Genomic DNA, 17634 nt, shown 5'->3' on the forward strand with positions numbered 1-17634 from the left:
TCGCCCCTGGACGTGAATCCGGCTGGGCATCCAGGCCTACCCCTTAACCAGCACCCTGTTCGACGAGGTTCATCAGCGTCTGGTTCTGGGCGATGGCCGTGTGAGGAATGATCGCGTAACGCCAGGGTTTTCCACCGTACCGCCGCGCGTGCTGGCTGGCCGCCTCGCACCACTCCCGCGCCACCCGCGCCTTTTCCTGGACCTCAGCGTCGTCCAGCTCGTTCTGGGCCTTGACCTCCAGCATCAGGATCTCGCTGCCCGTCTCGGCCACGAAGTCAGGTAGGTAGTCGTGCATCTGGTGCCCCAGGCGGTAGGTCATCAGGAACTGGCCCTTGACGGGCCGGAACCACTTCAGGCTGTCGCGGTCGAGCACCAGGGCAAGAACCCGCTCGGCGTCCGACTGGAACTTGACCTGGGGGTACAGGCTGCGCTGAAAGCCGGTGTACACGCAAGCCTCGATTCGCAGCCCGGCGGGAGGGCGGGCCTGGGGGTTGCCCAGCAGCCCGCCTCGGCTGTAGTTCAGCGTACTGCTGCGCAGTTCCGTGAAGCCCTGCCGGATTTCATGGGCGTAGCGCACCTGACCCTGCTTCTGGTGCCCTTCCATCTGCGTGAAGATCAGGCGGGAAAGGTCGCGCTCGTGGGCGATCAGGATGTCCCGGATGGTTTCGTAGTCGTGCCCCTTGGCCTCGAAGTGCCCGACGACCTGATCGGCGAGGTCGAACAGCGTGTCTGCGTTCTCGTCGTAGCTGATCTCGGGGTTGCTCAGCAGGCCCCGCACCACGAGGTCTTGCAAGTTCCGCTCGACGATCTGGCCGCCGTGCACCGCTTGCACCCACTCCTGCGTGTTGTCGTTCAGGTTCTGCACCACCAGGGTGCGGCTGGGGGGCGCGTAGTTCACGCGGCTCAGGTCCAGGGTGAACGGCTGGAAGTCGCGCCTCGCCTCGCCCTCGGGCACCACCACGATGCGGGGAATGCTGATGGTGCGCTCGACGAGCAGCTCGGCCGTGCGGGCGACGATTCCCGCCACGTCTGGCACGGGGGCCTGCGCGCCGTCCAGCAGCGTCGGCTGCACGGTGGGCAGCTTGGCCTGTACCCGCTCCACCAGCCGCTGCTGTACCTCAGGGGAGCGCAGCGCCTCGACCCGGGGCACCGCGGCCACCTCCCGGCTGATCTCCTGTACGGCGCGGTAGACTTCGCGGGCCACCGGCTGCTCGGCAGGCGTGAAAATAGGCTGGGGCGCTAGGACTGGGTTCTCGGACTCCCCGGCGATCGGGTCGGCCACCGGCGTTCCCTCGGCCCCCTCCTCAGCCGCCTGCTGAGCGGGCACCCGCAGCGTGTCCAGCCCCAGCAGACCCCGAACGCCCGGCGCGGCCAGGACCGGCACCGAGGGCGGCACCCCGCCCCGCTCGTCCAGCAGCACGCGGTCCACGAGCTTAAGCAGGCTGTCGTCCCGGTTGGCCTCCTCGATGATCTCCTGAAACTTGTCGTGCGCGACGATGTTGAGGCGGTCGATGGGGTCGGTGACCCGCTTTCCGTCCGCGTTCACGATGCGGCGCTCGACCCGCCTGCCGTAGGGCAAGCGCAGCCCGCGCCCGATGCTCTGCTCGATCAGCACGCGGGCGTTGGCGGCCCTCAGCGGCACGATGGTGTAGAGGTTGGTGACGTCCCACCCCTCCTTGAGCATGTTGACGTGAATGACGATCTCGGTCGGCTCATCCGGATCCTCGACCTTGATCAACCGCTCGATCATCAGGTCTTCCGAGGTGTAGTCCACCTGGATGGCCTTGCCCGCGTAGCGCCCGTCGAAGAAGTCGGAAGACTCGATCAGCGAGAGGAGCTGGCTCGCATGGGTGGTGTCCCGGGCGACCACCAGCATGAAGGGCTTGACGTACTTCTCCCCCGTCTCGCGCGCGTGGTGGTCGAGTTCCACCTTGACGCTCTCGTGCAGGCGCACGCCGTCGGCGAGCTTGATGTGCTCCAGGTCTTCCGTGCTGAGGCCCGCCGGGTTGAAGTTCTCGCGAGTGACCACCGCCGGAATCTTGACGTATTTGTCCGCGATGGCGCGTCCCAGCGGGTAGTCCTGCACGATGTTGCGAAACGGGGTGGGGCCGCGCGAGGTCTCCACGTAGGGCGTCGCGGTGAGTTCCAGGCCCAGGCGGGGCCGCAACTCGTTGATGGCGCGCACGCCCGCCGAGGCGCGGTAGCGGTGCGACTCGTCCATGAGCAGCACGAGGTCGGGCAGCCCCTGGAGGTACTCGAAGTAGCTCTGGCCCAGCGCTTCCTGCATCTTGCGGATGCGGGGCTCGCGCCCGCCGCGCACCTCCGAGTTGATCTTGGAGATGTTGAAGATGCTGATCTGCACCCGCCCGAACAGCGAGTCCGCAGCCCAGTCCCGCTGGGTGTAGTCCTCGCCCGTGATGATGACCGGGGGGTCCACCACGAAGGCCTGGAGGCCCTTGAAGACGTACTTGGGGCTGGTCGAGGAGAAGTCCTGAATCAGCTTGTTGTAGATGGTCAGGTTCGGGGCCAGCACGAAGAAGTGCCGCACGCCGTGCAGAAGGTGCAGGTAGGCGATCATCGCCCCCATCAGCCGGGTCTTGCCAACACCCGTCGCCAGGGCAAAGGCCAATGAGACGAACTCGCGCTCGAACTCCCGAAAGTCGGTTCGGGCTGGAAGGGCTGCCCGGATGCGGGCGACCCACTCCTCGGGGTCCAGCCCCTCGTCGGCCTTGGGGGGCAATTCCTTGCCGAACAGGGTGTCCAGGATTTCGAGGGCCTCGCGCTGTGGGGCACGCAGGCTCAGGCGATCCGAGAGCATCTTGACCAGTTTGGGGTTGTGCTCAGTCAGGGTGTGCGGCGTCGCGGGCGAGGTGGTCACGCCTCACCACCCATGTCGAACAGGCCCGGCACGGCGGCCACCTTGCCCTTACGCGGTGTCCTCGCTCCGGTGGCCGTGCTGACGGGTTCTGGCTCGGGCTTCGCCTTGGGGAGGTTGGCGACCTTCAGGCTGTAGTCGTCGTGGTCCCACTCGCATAGGCCCAGCACGGCGTCCGGAATCTTCTTGACGGTCAGGTTGTCGAACACGTCGCCATTCCGGTCGTAGGCCTTCGCCAGTACCAGCAGGCTGCGCTCCGGCCCAACTTCCTCGGACAGGTCGAGCAGGTCGCTGTGGCTCATGTAGCGGGTCGTGACGAACAGGAAGTCCCGCTCGCTGCTGCGTCCGTGCTGCCACCACACCGCCTGCGAGGGGTCGTAGGTGAACCCTTCAAGCTTGCAGCACGCCTCAGCCAGCATCTCGGCGTTGTACTCCGGGTTGATGATCGGGTGCTGGCGGGAATCGTACTTGATGAGGCTGGGGGCAAGGCGGTAATACCGGAAGCCGCCGCCGCCCTTCCACCCGACTGCGTCGCTGATTCCACCCCGGTCGGTGCCGTCAATGACCTTCTGCATCCGCGGGATGATGTGGGTGTGGGCATGCTCGCCGAGCTCGACCATGATCCAGCGACGACCCATCTTGTGAGCGACGGCCCCCGTGGTGCCGGAACCAGCGAAGGAGTCCAAGACGAGGTCGCCGGGCTGGGTAGCCAGCTGGATGACGCGCTGAAGGAGGCGTTCAGGCTTAGGAGTGGAGAAGGGGTCTTTGGGATTAAAAACCTTGACTTCGGCCTTAGAGGTTCTATTGCTGCCTGTATCCTCGTGAGCCCAGATTGTTTCAGGCGGACGCGAGGAATCGTCTTCTGCGTAGATTCTATAATAAGGCACCCAGCCTGTGCGACCCTGCACCCATTCGATACGGTCGATCTCGGCTTCTATCTTTTCCCTCTTCCATCTCCAGGCACCATCCACGCCATCTTGTTTCTTTGGGTAAACTATTTCGCCATCAGGTGCGGTTATGCCAAAGTACAAGGTTGGTCGCGCCAATCTAGTGTCTCCCTGACCGCCCATTGCTCGAAGCGGCTTTGTGTAATAGCGTCTTCCTTGCTCATCCACCTTATTGTAGTGGTCTTGTATCTCGGTTTGAATCCGACCAAGGTAGAGGCTCTCGATGTTACGGGAAAAGACTAGAACATGGTCGTGTCGAACAGAGAATGTTCGCGCGTCCATTCTCGGACTGTCACTTTTCTCCCAAATCACATCGGCAACGAAATTTTGTCGCCCAAAAATCTCATCACACAAGACCTTTAAGTAATGAGCTTCGTTATCATCAATGCTAATCCAAATACTACCATCTTCAGTTAATAAATCGCGTAGAAGTTCCAGTCTCTCTCGCATCATACCTAGCCACAAGCTATGCTCCATGCCGTCGTCATAGTGCTCGAAGGCGCTACCAGTGTTGTAGGGCGGGTCAATAAAAATACACTTGACCTGCCCCTTCACCTTGTTGTCAGTCGCCAGAGCCTTGAGAGCCAGCAAGTTGTCACCGAAGATCAGCATGTTGTCGAACTGGTCGTTGTCATCGACCCGGGCATCTGCCGTGTAGCTGCGTTCCTCGTCGGGCAGCAGAATGCGCGGCTCCAGGCGGGGGCGGTGATCCTTGCCCACCCAGGTGAGTTCCAGTTTCAGGTTGCGCTGCTTCGGTCGGTCGGTCATAGAGGTTGCTCCGAAATGATCTTCAGGTTGGGAACACCGGCGTAGTCGGCGGCGTTGTGGGTGACGAGGGGGCATCCCAGGGCGAGGGCGGTGGCAGCGATCCAGGCATCAGCGGTGTCGATGGGATGGCCCGCCCGCCGCGCACCGAGCATGGCGTGCGCCCAGTGGGTACAGACGCTGTCGGTGGGGAAAATGGGCCGGAACCGTGCCATGAAGCGCTCCTGATCCATGCGTCGCCGGTCGCCCCAGCCCGCCTTCGCCATGCCGAACCGCACTTCAGCCACAGTCTGAAACGCAACGACGGTGAGGTGCCCCTTCAGGCGCTCGGCATAGGCCGAGCCGAGCGCGTCTCCCCGGTACATGTACCCGATGATGTTGGTGTCAAGCACCAGGGGGGGCAGGGCGGGAAGGGTCACTGGGCCTGATCCTGCTCGCTCAGTTCGTTCCACAAGGCGTCGAGACGCAGGCTGCGCTTGTCGCCCCGGCCCCGGCGGTCCCGCTCCTGCTCCAGCCAGAACTCGTCGTTCTCGGCCTTTTCCTCGGGCGTCCACTCGGGGATGAGCTTGCGCGTCTCCTCCCAGTCGAAGGGTTCGGCGTTCAGAAGTTGGGCGTGCAACGCCGGGTCGAGTTCACCGGGCGCCTCACGCTTCAGGATGTCTTCGATGGTCATGGGGTCTCCGGTCAGTTGCTCCAGACCGAGCAGCAGTTTTTCCAGGGTCTTCAGTTCGACCGAGGTGGTCTCGCCGTTGACGATGCTGTACACCGTCGTCTTGGCGAGGCCGCTGGCCTGGACAAGCGCGTGGGGATTCTTGGCGTACCGCTTGAGGGTCGCGTCGAGAGTCCACCGCATCTGTCCCATTGGGAAAGTTTACGCCCGACCTGGGAAAGCGTGGTGAGGACCATAGGCCTTCCAGGGGTCAGTTTCGCTGCGCCTCTGCTCGCTGTGCCGCCGCCCGCTGCTCTTCCCGCCACTGGTCTTCCAGATTGCTGAGGATGGTGCGGCAGTCGGCCAGACTGTTGCTGATGGCAGTCACGCCCCGCGAGTTCGCGTCTGAGTAGGCCAGAGTCGCCTGCAAAACCTGCCCGGCGTAGCGCTCAATGTCTTGGGACACGGTGCCCGCCTCGGCGTTGCTGAGCAGGAGGGCCGAGTTACCCTTAACTACCCGGCTGCGCTTGGCAATCCAGCAGCGGATAAGGGGCCGCATTCTGCTGTAGAAAAGCCGTTCTAGGCTGCGGCTAGGAGCGGTGCGCCGGTACTCGGCCAGCGTCCGTTCCACCTGCTGAAAGACCTGCACCATGCGGTACAGGCGCTCAGGCTCCAGCCGACGCAGGTTAGTCCCGAACAGGCGCTGATACGCCGGGCTACCGACCTTGAGCAGCTCCGAGACGTCGCGGGTCAGGGCGTCGGTGGGATCGGCGCTGAACATGGCGAGCGTGTTCGCCACATCCTCGAGGGTGCAGTGCGCCTCCCGCCGATCTCGGCCGGGCTTGTAAACGTACTGGATCCCCTGCATGGCGAGTTTCTGCCGCAGGTGCTCGTGGGTCACGTCCTGCGCCGCGAACGCTTCTGCGGGAATGGGATTCTGGGTGTTGCGGGCACGGGTCACGTCCACAGCAAAGGTGGCGCCCGCGTCCTGAGTCTCAATGAGGGTAACCATGACATAAGCCTCTGGCGGGTTGGGGTCTCCCGGAGGCACGGCCTGAGCGATGCTGCCAACGGTCTGTGCGCCGTTGACGATGGATAATCTTTGCACTCTGTAGTTGCCCTGTGTTCGCTGGCCTCTCGGTGCTTCTAAATGCGTGCAGGTCATGGTGATGCCATTGTTGTAGTGGACGAAGAGCTCGGGCGTTGTGCGCAGGGACGTCTCGATATCACGGTTTAGGGAGTTACGGCCTAAAAAGCTCCGGATGTTCTGGTCAAACAGCAGAGGGCCGTACTCATGGAACAGCTCGGCGAGCTGCCGCACATGAATCAAGCCGAAGGCGACCCTCGGTGCTGTCTCCATGAGCCGGTGGTGGTGAAGCGTCAGCCTGGCCTCAATCTCAGGCCGCCTTTCGTCAGTCAGTAAGGCCATGTGAATCAGCTGTCCGTTGATGTCGTGAAAGGTGCTGCCCGTCTGCCGACAGAAATCTGTCAGCAGTTGCAGGGCATGGTCTTTCACGATCTCACCCATGTGCACGAAGACGAGGACCAGCTTCAATCCAGGCGCTGTCATGGCCTGATCGATCTCGGTCTGCCTGTCGAGAAACAGGGGGTTCCTAAAGTCATTGTAGTGACCGTCCAGCAGGTCGCGGGCTCCTTTAACGAAGGGATGGATGTCGTCGTCCCGGTCTGGCTCCCCACGCTTGTACTTGGCCTGGATCAGATACACGGTGTCGCCTTGGATGTGGATGGCGTCGATGCCGTTGTCCTCCTCGCCATCAACTAGGCATCCGATGCTGTCGTTGTCCGATAGGCAACACAGCCCCGCCACTGTGTAAGCGGCGAGCGCCTTAGATAGGCGGTTTTTCCGCTTTTCCTCTGCGGACTTGACCGGTTCCTCAGGCTCGTCTGGAAGGTCGGGAATCAGGTTTGTGTCGAGGAAGCGCCGCGTCAGGGCAGCCTCAACACGCGCCCGTTCCTCGTCCTTCAAAACGGCTACCCTCAACGTAGGCGGGCGGGTGAACGCCCCACTCATGACAAGCTCCAGCGGATGGTGAATAGGGGCGTCATTTCTTCGCGTTCCTCCAGTTTCGCGGCCAACTGGTCGATCAGTTCCTGCCGCTTCTCGTCAATCCGATCCTGCTCGTCGAACAGGCTGCGCCGCTTCTGGGTGCGCTTCTTCTCCAAATCCTGCACCAGCCGTTGCCCGTCGAGCTTGGCTTGCAGGGTGCCCGCCGTCGTCGCCCCGCGCCGGGCCTCCTTGATCTGCCGGTCCAACTCCTTGATCTCCCGCTCCAAACCAATCTTTAGGTCTTCCGACCAGGTGTCGATGCGCGCTGCCGCCTCTTCAAAGGCCTGCAAGTTGCGCCGGTTGATGGCCTCGCGGCGGCTCGTCCGGGCCTGCTCGCGCAAGTCTTGCAAGACAGGGGGCGGCGTTCCCGAGGCCGGGCTCACCCGCGCCGGCAGCTCGAAAAGCTTCTGGGTGATCTCGGGGGCCAGCAGCTCACCCTCGTCGGTCACGGCACTCCACAGCAGATGCTCTTCGGTCTGCCCCAGCGCCTCGACCCGGTACAGGGCCAGGGACAGCCAGCCGCTGCTGCCCTGCCTCTCCCGGAGGGCACCGATATGACCCGTGTGGGCGCCGTAGTCGAAGTGCAGGTGCTCCACCTCACCGGCCAGGAACCGCGCCTTGGCCTGCTCCACGAGGTGCTGCGCGAGGGGGTGGCCTAGGCGGTACCGATGTTCACCGGGCCCCACTCCACCGCCTTCCCGCAGTCGCTCGTCCCGGCTGGGCACCGCGTAGCGCCCGGGGGCCACATCGTCTCGAGGCGGGCGGTGGAGGGTGAAGCTGCGCCCGGACTCCGAGTCGAAGGAGGCCCGCCCCTCCAGCTCGATGCGGGTCAGGTTCATCAGCAGCCGGGTGAAGCGGGTCAGTTGCTCGCGGCTTTCCTCCTGTCGCAGCCGCAGCTTCTCGCGCACCTCCTCGTCGAAATTTTCCAGAAGCTGCGCCCGGGTCCGGCTCATCGCGGCGTTGATCTCGGTGCTGAGCGAGGCCTGAAGCGCGTCGAAGGCCGCCTGGATCTCCTGCGGGCTGCGGCACCGCTGGTAGATGTCGGCAACCCGCTTCTCGAAGTCCACGCCGCTGCCGATGGCGCCGATCACCTCGTCGCTGCTCCCAAACACGCCCTCGAACAGCTTGAACTTTTCGCTCAGCAGCTCGTACACGCGTTGGTCGGCCTCGTTGCCTTTGTTCAGGAAGTTGAGCACGACCACGTCGTGCTTTTGCCCGTAGCGGTGGCTGCGCCCGATGCGCTGCTCGATGCGTTGCGGGTTCCAGGGCAGGTCATAGTTCACCACCAGGGAGCAGAACTGGAGGTTGATGCCCTCGGCACCCGCCTCGGTGGCGATCATGATCTCGGCGTGGTCGCGGAACTCGTCGACCAGGGCGCTGCGCATGTCCGCCGTGCGGGAACCGGACACCCGGTCGCTGCCCTGGTGGGCGGTCAGCCACTTCTGGTAGACGGCCCGGCTGCGCTCGTCGGTGTTGGTGCCGTTGAACAGAACGACCTTCCCGGTGTACCCGTGCCCTTCTAGCAGAGACAGCAGGTAGTCCTGGGTCTTGCGCGACTCGGTGAAGACAATGGCCTTGCGGCTTGCCCCCTGCCGCTCGGCGGCTTCAAAGGCGCGTTTCAGGCCTCCCAACAGCGCCTCGCCCTTCGCGTTCTGCCGGATGCTGCGCGCCCTGAGCAAGAGAGCTTCGAGTTCGGCGACCTCCTCGGTAAGCATCGCGCGCTGCCCCTCCGAAAGTGCCTCGCCGTCCTCCGGCCACTCCTCGGCGGTCTCTTCCAGCGTCTCGTAGTCCGTGGCGAGGTCATCCTCTAAGGTGCCGGGCGCGCTGCGGCTCAACTCCGCCTGCACCCGGTCACGGATGCTGCCCAGAGCCCCGGCGATGGCATAGGAACTTGATGCGAGCAGCTTGCGCAGGATCAGCGTTACCAGCGTGCGCTGGCTGTTGGGCAGGGAGGCCAGCGTGTCGCGTTGCAGAAAGGCGCTTACCTGCTCGTAGAGGGCCTGCTCGTCTCGGTGCGGCGTGAACTCCTCGACGAGGACATGCCGCCGGGTGTAGTTGACGTACTGGGTGACCTGCTGGCGCAGGGTACGGTGGCACAGTGGAGCGAGGCGACGCTTGAGGTGCTGAAAGGTGGCCGGGTTGTTCAGGTTCGCGTACTGTTCGCGGAAACTGGCGACGTCTCCGAACACCGTGCCGTCAATCAAGCTGACCAGGCCATACAGCTCCAACAGGCTGTTTTGCAGAGGCGTCGCGGTCAACAGCAGCTTGGGCACACCGTCCAGCGCGTCTTTGAGGGCATTGCCGATCACGTTCGAGGTCCGGTAGACGTTGCGCAGTCGATGGGCCTCGTCCATCACCACCAAGTCCCACGGCGTGAGGCGCAGCAGATCCTTCTTGCGGGCTGCGAACTGATAGGAACAGACAGTGATGTGGGGCCCGTCGAACGGGTTGACCTCCCCCCCCTTCACGGCCGCATTGAAGCTGGCAGTCTCCAGAATCTGCGCGGGCAGGAAAAATTTCTCGTCCAGCTCTGTCACCCACTGCTTGCGCAGGTTGGCGGGTGTGATGATCAGGATGCGCCGCTTGTGCTCCGCCCACTTCTGCGAGATGACCAATCCCGCCTCGATGGTCTTTCCCAACCCAACCTCATCGGCAAGTAGGGCGCCCTTGGAGAGCGGAGAACGGAACGCGAAAAGTGCCGCCTCGACCTGATGTGGGTTGAGGTCCACCTGCGCGTCCACGAGGGCACCTGCGAGCTTATCGTCATCGTTCGCGGAGACCCGGCGCGTCAGTTCATGCGCGTAGACCTGCGCGTGATAGGGCGTGCTCATGCGGTCTCAGCATAGCCGTGCCTCATCGCTCAAGAAGCGCATCATCCGGTGCGATCTGCGGTCAAGGCGGCTGATGACCTGGCCCACAAGCACCCCTGCTCACCTCATCGCACCTCCACCTTAACCAAATCTTAACTTTCAGAAATCAATGCATCCGGCCTGCGGAGACGCGACGCAGCTGGCAGGCTAGGCATGTGGATATCGATTTTGCAGCTCTACAACGGGAAATTCGGGTTGACCGCGTCATTCCCGTGGCGGCGCTCGTCGGGGCCGGGTTGATCCCCGACGACAGCGCTAGCACCCTCTCCATCCTCGTCCAGTGCGGGATGTTGATCGTGCCCCTCCAGGCCCGGGTCACCGCCCGCAGCCGCTCCACCGTCCGCGTCCCCGTGCTGGTACGTGATCAGCATACGGCCAGATTGAGCGCACACACCCAGGTGCAGTACTGCGGCATGGGCCTGGCCCGGCGGAAGAGCGGCGTCGCCCCCGACCCCATCATCTGGAGGCCGCAGGCTGAGTTCACGGTACGGCGCACCTGCGAGGGGCAACTCATCCCCGGCACGGTCCCGGACGGCATCTGGCACCAGATGCTGCCGCAGGGCAGCGAGCGGCGGTGGATCATCGAGTACAGTTCGGGCAGCTACAGCCGTAGCCGCCTGCGCGACAAAATCATCGCCTACGGCCCCAACCCCATGCTCTGGGTGACGCCGTCGGCGGCCCACGCCCGCGTCATCGAGACGCTGCTGGACGAGATCTACCCCAACCTGCTGCACACCCGCGTCATGGTCATCAACTGGACGGGGGTCACGGGGTGACCGCCGCGGGGACTATGGGGGTCGAAGAGTTTTTGACGGGCGGCGTCTCCATCACCGTGAGCACCCTGGATCAGCACCTGGGCCTCAGCCCCGAGCGGCGGAATCAGCTCGTGCAGAAGCTCGAAAACGTGTGTGGCACGGCAATTCCCCGCCGGGGCAATGCCCGCCAGTACACCAGCAACGTCGCTGATGTCCTTATGGAGGCCAAATTAGCGGGCGGCACCTTCGAGACCGCGCTGCGGGCCGCTCTCTTACACCGTGGGGTCGAGCTCCCCATGGGCGAAGAGTTGCTCACTCCTGCCGAGATGCACGAGGCTCTGCACGCGCTGCATGGGCGGTTGACCACGATCGAGGAAACGGAGCTGGACGGCAGCCTCGCCGCCCTCAGAGAGCAGGTGCGTGAACTTCAAGGGCAGCTTCAGGGCCTGGCGGCGGCTTACCACACGCAGCAAGAGACGCTGGACACCCAGCAGACCTTGATTGAGGCGATGATTAACAACAGTCCGACCAACCACCTCCGGGCGCTGTGGCACAGGGTATGGCAGTGGATGCAGCGCCTCCGCCCCGGCAGGCGCCGGGCATAACCGCGCGTGAGTGGGGGCCGGGGGTTGACCCCGGCCCCCATGACCTTGGACACGGGAGGGGGTCCCCCCACATCCACCCCGTGCAGGAGGTCACCATCCAACGCATCCACGTTACCGTCACCGGCGACGGTTTCAGCGAAGCCCTCGCCCTCGGCCGCCAGTGGCGGAACGCCCTCGCCACTGCCCGCGCCCTGGCACGTGGCGGTTTCACGATTCGGCCGCAGCCCTCACCCCTCCCATCAGTGTTTCGGCTCCAGCCGACCGGACCCACCGACACGGCCACGGCCATCACGCGGGCAGCCCAGTGGCACGCCCATGCCCGCCGCCCGCCGCCGATGCGCCCCTACTGGCCCACCGTGCTGTACGCAGCCGTCACCCCGAACTGGCCCATCGCAACTGCCCATGACTTGCTCCAGATCATGGGCATCAATCCCGTCTACCTCCTTGACGTGGACGGGGACACCGACCCCGACACGCCGGTCCCCATCCACCGGCCCGTGTACGTGTGCGGCACTGATTACGGGTGGCCGTGGAGGCTGCGCTTCTTTGTGCCTGACCCCCCCTTGGCTCCGGAGTCGACGCCCTGGCCAGAGGGGTTACTGTGAGCGACCGCGTCCTGATCAGCCTGAGTACGCCCATCCACCCCAACCCGGAACAGGCCGCGTGGCTCCAGCACTGCCTGGCCACCGGAACCGCCATCGACACCCTGCTCCGCGGGGCAGGCCGCCATAGCCGCGACCCTGCCGCAGTCAGCCGCCTTGCGGCACAGGTCAGCCGCACGCTCGACCTGCGGGACAGTGTGCCTCCGTCTCTGGTGCGTGGGGCTGTCAGCCGGGCGATGCACGCGGGGACGAGGCGAGACAGCGCGAGCGTCCCCCTCGACGAGGCGGTCGTTGCCATGGACCCCTACCAAGTCTGCATCGAGGGGGTGCAGGCGCCCCTTCTCGCGGACATCTGGCGGTTGCCTCTGCGGCTCTCGGCGGTGCTACTGCGTGACGGGGCTCAGGTGGCTCAGGCGTGCCACCAGCACTACGCTGCGTGGGCCGAACGTGACGCCGCGGGCACCACGACCGCCCTCAGCGAGCTGCACATGCTGGCCCGACGGCACGCTGCACTGCTGGTTCGCCCCATCCCGGCGGCGCCTGCCTCGCACCCGCAGGTGGAGCGCACCCGGCACGCCACCCTGCGGCGCTACCGCCAGCCGGACGGCACGGACGGCTGGGCAGTGACCTGGGCTCTCCGTGTTCCGCCCGCCTGGCTCCCCCGTGCCAGTGTGGACGACACTGTCGGCATCGACGTAGGGGTGCACCAGCTGATCACCTGGGTCAGCGCCGACGATGAGGGCCATGTTCCGGCCCCACCGCTGCCCACAGGGTGCTGGCAGCCCCCAGGTGGAATCAGCAGCCCGCTCAGCGACGCCATGGTGAGGCAGGTGCAGTTCGCGCGGCGAGCCGCGCAGCTGGACGAGGCCCTCCGGATGGTGCTGCGGTACCGGGGTGTGGCTGTCGAGGCGACCAACTGGCGTGGACTGGCGGGCAGCGCCGAACTCGAGGGAATGGCCCTCAGCGGGGTGACCGAGTGGCGCTACTGGCTCACGGCCCTCTCCCGCGTCACGGGGTCGCGTGTCGTTGCCGTACCACCCTGGCGCAGCAGTCACCGCTGCGGCTGGTGCGCCGCCGAGGGCCACCGCGATGGGCGCGTGTTCCGCTGCCCTGAGCATGGGGTGGCGGACGCGGACACCAACGCGGCGCGCTATCACCGCCGGGAGGGGATGCGTATGCTGCGGGGGTTGCACTCATGACCGATACCCCTGTCCCCATGACTGTGGTCACGTTGACCCAACTGACCCGGGCCACACGCCAGCATGTCCAAGCTGCCGAGTTGGGGACGCCCCAGCTCATCGTCCGCCATGGTGTGCAAGTGGCGTGGCTGCGCCCGGCGGACCCCAAGACATCCCACGACGCCGAAGTCCCCATGACCACCTTGATGCGTGATGTGCGCGCTACTGTGATGCGGGCCAGCATCGGTGAGGTGCTGCTCGTGACGCGGCGCTCCGGGGTGCGGGCAGGGCAGGGGCCACGTCCAGGGGTGGCTCTGCTGATGCCCGTTCGCGCTCGGCGTTGACACGGGCAGCTGGCCATCTGCTACGCTAACGGCGGTGTGAAAATCCCCTTCACTGCAGGACTCTAAGCAGTCCCCGAGATGCAGCCCCGGCTGTTGATCTCCCGGCGCATGCTATGCGCCCGTGGTGCCCGTTGCCCCAGTGACTTCCGCTGGTAGGTAGGGCACCCTTTTGATCTCGTCCGTCATTTGACGCGGCGACCTACGTGACCTCGGTCTTATAAAAGACCGAGGTGCCTTTTTTCATTCCTAGAGGCAGAGCATGAATGATAAGCGCAACACTGTAATCATCCACACGCCCAGCAAAAGACGGGACCGTAACAAGTACGAAATTAAGATCACTATCAAGCAATACGACGGCCAAACCGAGCGAGTTTCTAAGTATGGCAACAGCAAAGCCGAGGTAATGGAACAGGCCCAGGTATACGCGGACCACGTGCGGCAGTACGCAAGCGTCGCAGCCGCGCAGGCGGCGCTGCGTCTGACCCTCGGCGACGTGGCCCAACGCTATATCGCACGGCATGACTTAGCCCCCAAAACGCTGGCCACCTACCGCCACACCGCGCGGCCCGAGGGGCTGATCGGCGGGCTGCTGCCCCTCCCCGTCTCGGCCATCACCGACGAGCGGCTGGCGGTCTGGCGGCGTAGCATCGCCCAGAGCGGCGCCAGCGCCTCCGCCCAGCGGCGGGCGGTCAAACTCGTGGTGGCCATCGTTACACACGCTCAGCTGCACCAGCGGCTGTTCCCTGGGGTGCGGGCCTCCCTGCTCACGCCCCCACGCGCGGAGAGGCGGTCAATTACGTACTGGGAACCCGCGCAAGCCCAGCGGGCGCTGGCCCACGTCCGCACGCTCCCCGAAGGCATCGCCATTGAGATGATGTTGGTCCAGGGCTTGCGCGTCGGCGAGGTGCGCGGCCTGGAATGGCAGGACATAGACCTTCGCAGTCAGACTCTGCGGGTGCAGCGGCAGATCACGGACATCCGTGGCCGAGGGACAGTGACTGACCCCAAAAGCCGCCGCAGCCGCCGAACGCTGCACATCCCCAACCAGCTGCGCGACCGGCTGCTCGCCCACCACGCGGCGCAGTCCGCAATGGGCCGCGGTCGTCCGGGTGATCTAGTCGCGGCCACGCGCACGGGCCGCCCCTACACCCGCGAGCGGCTGGCTCTGATCCTCAATCGTACGGCAAGTGCCCTCGAGCTGCCGCGCATCCATGTGCACGGTCTGCGCCACACGTACGCCGCCATCATGCGCCGCCAGGGCGTCGGGATCCTCACCCTCTCGCGGCTGATGGGCCACGCGGACGTGCGCACAACAATTGATTACTACGCCCACCTGTATGACGACGAGCTGCGCCAAGCGGGTGAAATGACCGGGTTTTTGTTGGAGGAAGAATGACCCCTGATCACCTGTGGAAGGTACCCGGCGAGATGCAGGCGTGGTGCGCCGTACCCTACCGCCTCGTGGCGCGCGGCAATGGGCGGATGGGCAAGGTGCCGGTCGACCGTGAGGGTCGGCCGTGCAACCACCGCGACCCCCGGCACCACGAGGCCTACGGCGACGTGGTGGCCCGCGTCGCGGCGGGCGAGGCGGACGGCCTCGGGGTCGTGCTGCCGGAGGGCGCGGTGATGTTGGACGTCGACGACTGCGTCCTCAAGGGGCGCGTGGATGAACGCACCGAGGGGCTGCTGGAGAGCCTGGGGAGCTACACCGAGGTCAGCCAAAGTGGTAAAGGAGTCAAAACGTTCGCTCTCGGGCAGAAGCCGGGCGCCCGCTCGCGGGGCAACGGCCTCGAGCTGTACGGCCCCGGCCAGTACGCGGCCCTCACCGGCAACGTGTACGGCCCGTACACCACGCTGCAAGCCGCCCAGGAGGCGATTGACACCATTTACGGCATGATCGGCCCCGCGAGGCCGTTGCCGGTCGTCCCTCGGGTCACACCCCTGGCTCCCGCGCCAAGTGACCTCGAACTCACCTTGGAGCGTGCCCGGCGGGCGAAGAACGGCAGCAAATTTCAACGCCTCTTTGACGAGGGCGACATCACGGGCTACGCGAGCGCCAGCGATGCCGACTACGCGCTGCTGAACATGCTGCGGTTCTGGTTCGGGCCGCACCCCGATCTCCTGGACGAGCTGATGCGCCGCAGCGCCCTGATGCGGCCCAAATGGGATCGGGCGACGGCCGGCGAAACCTACGGGCACCGGACCATCAACAGCGTGATCGCACGCGGGGGGGCGACATGGACGAGACGTCGGTAAAACCCACGCTCCTGCTGGGCAACGACTCCAGCCAGAACGTCATGCAGCTGCTGGGCCTCCTGAGCCGCGGACCCTACAACATCTATTGGCACAATGGCCGGCTGTACAACGTGCGCCGGAACAGGGCGCGGGGGCTGGAACTGATCCCCCTCACCCGTGAAGCCCTCACCTTCTTTGTCGAGTCACAGGTCGTGGTACAGCGTCTGGATGCTCGGGGAAAGACGGCCAAAGGCCTGGCCAGCGAAACGGCCCTCCTCACCCTCAACGCTCCCGAGGAGGCCATGGAAGATGCGGCCATGCCCTTCCTCGAGCAGGTCGTCGAGGGGGTCACGGTAGACCGCAACGGCGTCACCGTCGTCACTCCGGGGTACCACCCCGAGACGGCCACCTATGTGGACCTCCCGCCGACGTTGGTCGTCCCCGAGCATCCAACGGCGCACGATGTTGAGCGCGCCATGAACCTGCTGGTGAAGCCGTTCGCCGACTTCCCCTTCGTCACAGACGTCGATCGGCTGAACGTTCTGAGTCTGCCCGTCACCCTGATTGCGCGCCCCTACATCAACGGCCCCACCCCCCTCTACGCCATCAACGCCCAGCAAGAGGGGGCGGGGAAGAGCGTCCTGGCGATCCTGGCCTGCCGCCTGGCCAGGCCACGGGTTGATGTGAAAACGCCGCTTGACGACGAGGGCGAGATCCGCAAAACCATCACGAGTGCGCTCGCGTCTCAGCAGCCGGTGTACTGCATTGACAACATCCCTTCCGACAACAACATGCTGGACAGCGCAACGTTGCAGGCCTACCTCACAGCCTCGACGTGGAGCGACCGTATGCTGGGCAGCAACACGCTGGGACAGTACCGGGCCGACATGGTGGTGATAGCCACGGGCATCAATCTCAGCATGGGGGTCGAGACTGGGCGACGCTCGCTGCCGATCATGCTGGCCCCCCGGCCGGAGACCACCTCTGACGAGATCTACACCCCCGACCCGACGCCAGCGGAATACCTGGCATTCCAGCAAGCCTGGGGGACGATTATGCGCGCCTGGGAACAACAAGGCCGCCCGCGCGGTAAAGCGAGGCTCCCCTCGTTTGACGTCTGGGCCAGCATTGTCTCGGGAATCCTCAACGTGATGGGCCTGCCTGGGGACACCTTGGGCAGCAACCAGCGCACGTTTCGGGCGAAACGCGACACGGACCGCCAGGAGTTGCAGGAGTTCGTCGAGGCGTGGTGGGCCGAGTTCGCAGATGGCGAGGTGACCGCCTCGGAACTCTGTGAGAAGCTGCTGGACGGGAGCGAGCTCCTGGCCACCCTGTTGCGCCGCACGTCCAGGCCGATGAGCCGTGACACCCTGGCCCTGAGTCTGGGCATGATCCTGCGCCGCCGGGAGGGAACGCAGGTTGGTTCCTACCAGTGGCAGGCTCTGGGCATGGACCACAAGCGTCACGTCCGGCTCTACCAACTCGCCTGCCACGGTGCGCAGGTCGCCCCTACAAAGCAGCTGCCAGTGGAAGAGGAGGACGAAGAGGCCCCCTTTTAGGGGGGTTAAGGGGAGTAAGGGGACTACATCGGGCGCACCCACGTGTATGGCGGGGTGCGCTTTGCACATGTAGGCGACAGCATTAGCTTTCAGCCCCCTGGCTACTCCCCTTAGTCCCCTTAGTCCGGGAAAAGAGGGTTAAACACAGGGGGGGGTTGTCGTCAAATGTGTCGTCAAGGCCC

14 protein-coding genes are annotated in these 17634 nt (G+C 64.9%); 8 read left to right on the forward strand and 6 right to left on the reverse strand.

Annotated features, from left to right (window positions below; genetic code table 11):
• Nucleotides 1-43 precede the first annotated feature (43 nt).
• Genes L1280_RS09635 through L1280_RS09660 form a run of 6 tightly spaced genes read right to left on the reverse strand, consistent with a single transcriptional unit; the run spans nucleotide 44 to nucleotide 10135 of the window.
• Complete coding sequence (locus tag L1280_RS09635) at nucleotides 44-2878, reverse strand: DEAD/DEAH box helicase family protein (RefSeq protein WP_253581959.1); 2835 nt, start codon at nucleotides 2876-2878, stop codon at nucleotides 44-46.
• Nucleotides 2875-4590, reverse strand: coding sequence for a site-specific DNA-methyltransferase (locus tag L1280_RS09640; RefSeq protein ID WP_253581960.1), 1716 nt, complete (start codon nucleotides 4588-4590; stop codon nucleotides 2875-2877). The genes L1280_RS09635 and L1280_RS09640 overlap by 4 nt, the downstream gene beginning before the upstream one ends.
• Complete coding sequence (locus L1280_RS09645) at nucleotides 4587-5006, reverse strand: PIN domain-containing protein (RefSeq protein WP_253581962.1); 420 nt, start codon at nucleotides 5004-5006, stop codon at nucleotides 4587-4589. Before L1280_RS09645 ends, L1280_RS09640 begins: the two co-directional genes overlap by 4 nt.
• Complete coding sequence (locus L1280_RS09650) at nucleotides 5003-5449, reverse strand: hypothetical protein (RefSeq protein WP_253581963.1); 447 nt, start codon at nucleotides 5447-5449, stop codon at nucleotides 5003-5005. The genes L1280_RS09645 and L1280_RS09650 overlap by 4 nt, the downstream gene beginning before the upstream one ends.
• Before the next feature lie 58 nt (nucleotides 5450-5507).
• Nucleotides 5508-7223 carry an AIPR family protein gene (locus L1280_RS09655; protein ID WP_253581964.1) on the reverse strand — a complete coding sequence of 572 codons (1716 nt, stop codon included), beginning with the start codon at nucleotides 7221-7223 and terminating at the stop codon, nucleotides 5508-5510.
• Between the two features lie 41 nt (nucleotides 7224-7264).
• A complete protein-coding gene (locus L1280_RS09660; RefSeq protein ID WP_253581966.1) occupies nucleotides 7265-10135 on the reverse strand; it encodes an SNF2-related protein in 2871 nt (956 codons plus the stop codon).
• Between the two features lie 251 nt (nucleotides 10136-10386).
• On the opposite strand from L1280_RS09660, the gene L1280_RS09665 reads away from it, so the two are divergent.
• The 8 genes from L1280_RS09665 to L1280_RS09700 all read left to right on the forward strand — a co-directional run bounded on the left by L1280_RS09665 (nucleotide 10387) and on the right by L1280_RS09700 (nucleotide 17452).
• Nucleotides 10387-10950 (forward strand): hypothetical protein, encoded by a 564-nt coding sequence (locus tag L1280_RS09665; protein ID WP_253581968.1) that lies wholly within the window; start codon nucleotides 10387-10389, stop codon nucleotides 10948-10950.
• Nucleotides 10947-11534 (forward strand): hypothetical protein, encoded by a 588-nt coding sequence (locus L1280_RS09670; protein ID WP_253581970.1) that lies wholly within the window; start codon nucleotides 10947-10949, stop codon nucleotides 11532-11534. Before L1280_RS09665 ends, L1280_RS09670 begins: the two co-directional genes overlap by 4 nt.
• Nucleotides 11535-11614: 80 nt before the next feature.
• A complete protein-coding gene (locus tag L1280_RS09675) occupies nucleotides 11615-12139 on the forward strand; it encodes a hypothetical protein (protein ID WP_253581972.1) in 525 nt (174 codons plus the stop codon).
• Complete coding sequence (locus L1280_RS15835) at nucleotides 12136-13335, forward strand: transposase (protein ID WP_253581974.1); 1200 nt, start codon at nucleotides 12136-12138, stop codon at nucleotides 13333-13335. Before L1280_RS09675 ends, L1280_RS15835 begins: the two co-directional genes overlap by 4 nt.
• A 173-nt stretch (nucleotides 13336-13508) precedes the next feature.
• Nucleotides 13509-13658, forward strand: coding sequence for a hypothetical protein (locus tag L1280_RS09685; RefSeq protein ID WP_253581976.1), 150 nt, complete (start codon nucleotides 13509-13511; stop codon nucleotides 13656-13658).
• A gap of 259 nt (nucleotides 13659-13917) precedes the next feature.
• A complete protein-coding gene (locus tag L1280_RS09690) occupies nucleotides 13918-15054 on the forward strand; it encodes a site-specific integrase (protein ID WP_253581978.1) in 1137 nt (378 codons plus the stop codon).
• Nucleotides 15051-15914, forward strand: coding sequence for a hypothetical protein (locus L1280_RS09695; RefSeq protein WP_253581979.1), 864 nt, complete (start codon nucleotides 15051-15053; stop codon nucleotides 15912-15914). Before L1280_RS09690 ends, L1280_RS09695 begins: the two co-directional genes overlap by 4 nt.
• A complete protein-coding gene (locus tag L1280_RS09700; protein WP_253581981.1) occupies nucleotides 15896-17452 on the forward strand; it encodes a hypothetical protein in 1557 nt (518 codons plus the stop codon). The genes L1280_RS09695 and L1280_RS09700 overlap by 19 nt, the downstream gene beginning before the upstream one ends.
• Nucleotides 17453-17634 lie beyond the last annotated feature (182 nt).

Source organism: Deinococcus sp. HSC-46F16 (assembly GCF_024171495.1).
Lineage (GTDB): Bacteria > Deinococcota > Deinococci > Deinococcales > Deinococcaceae > Deinococcus.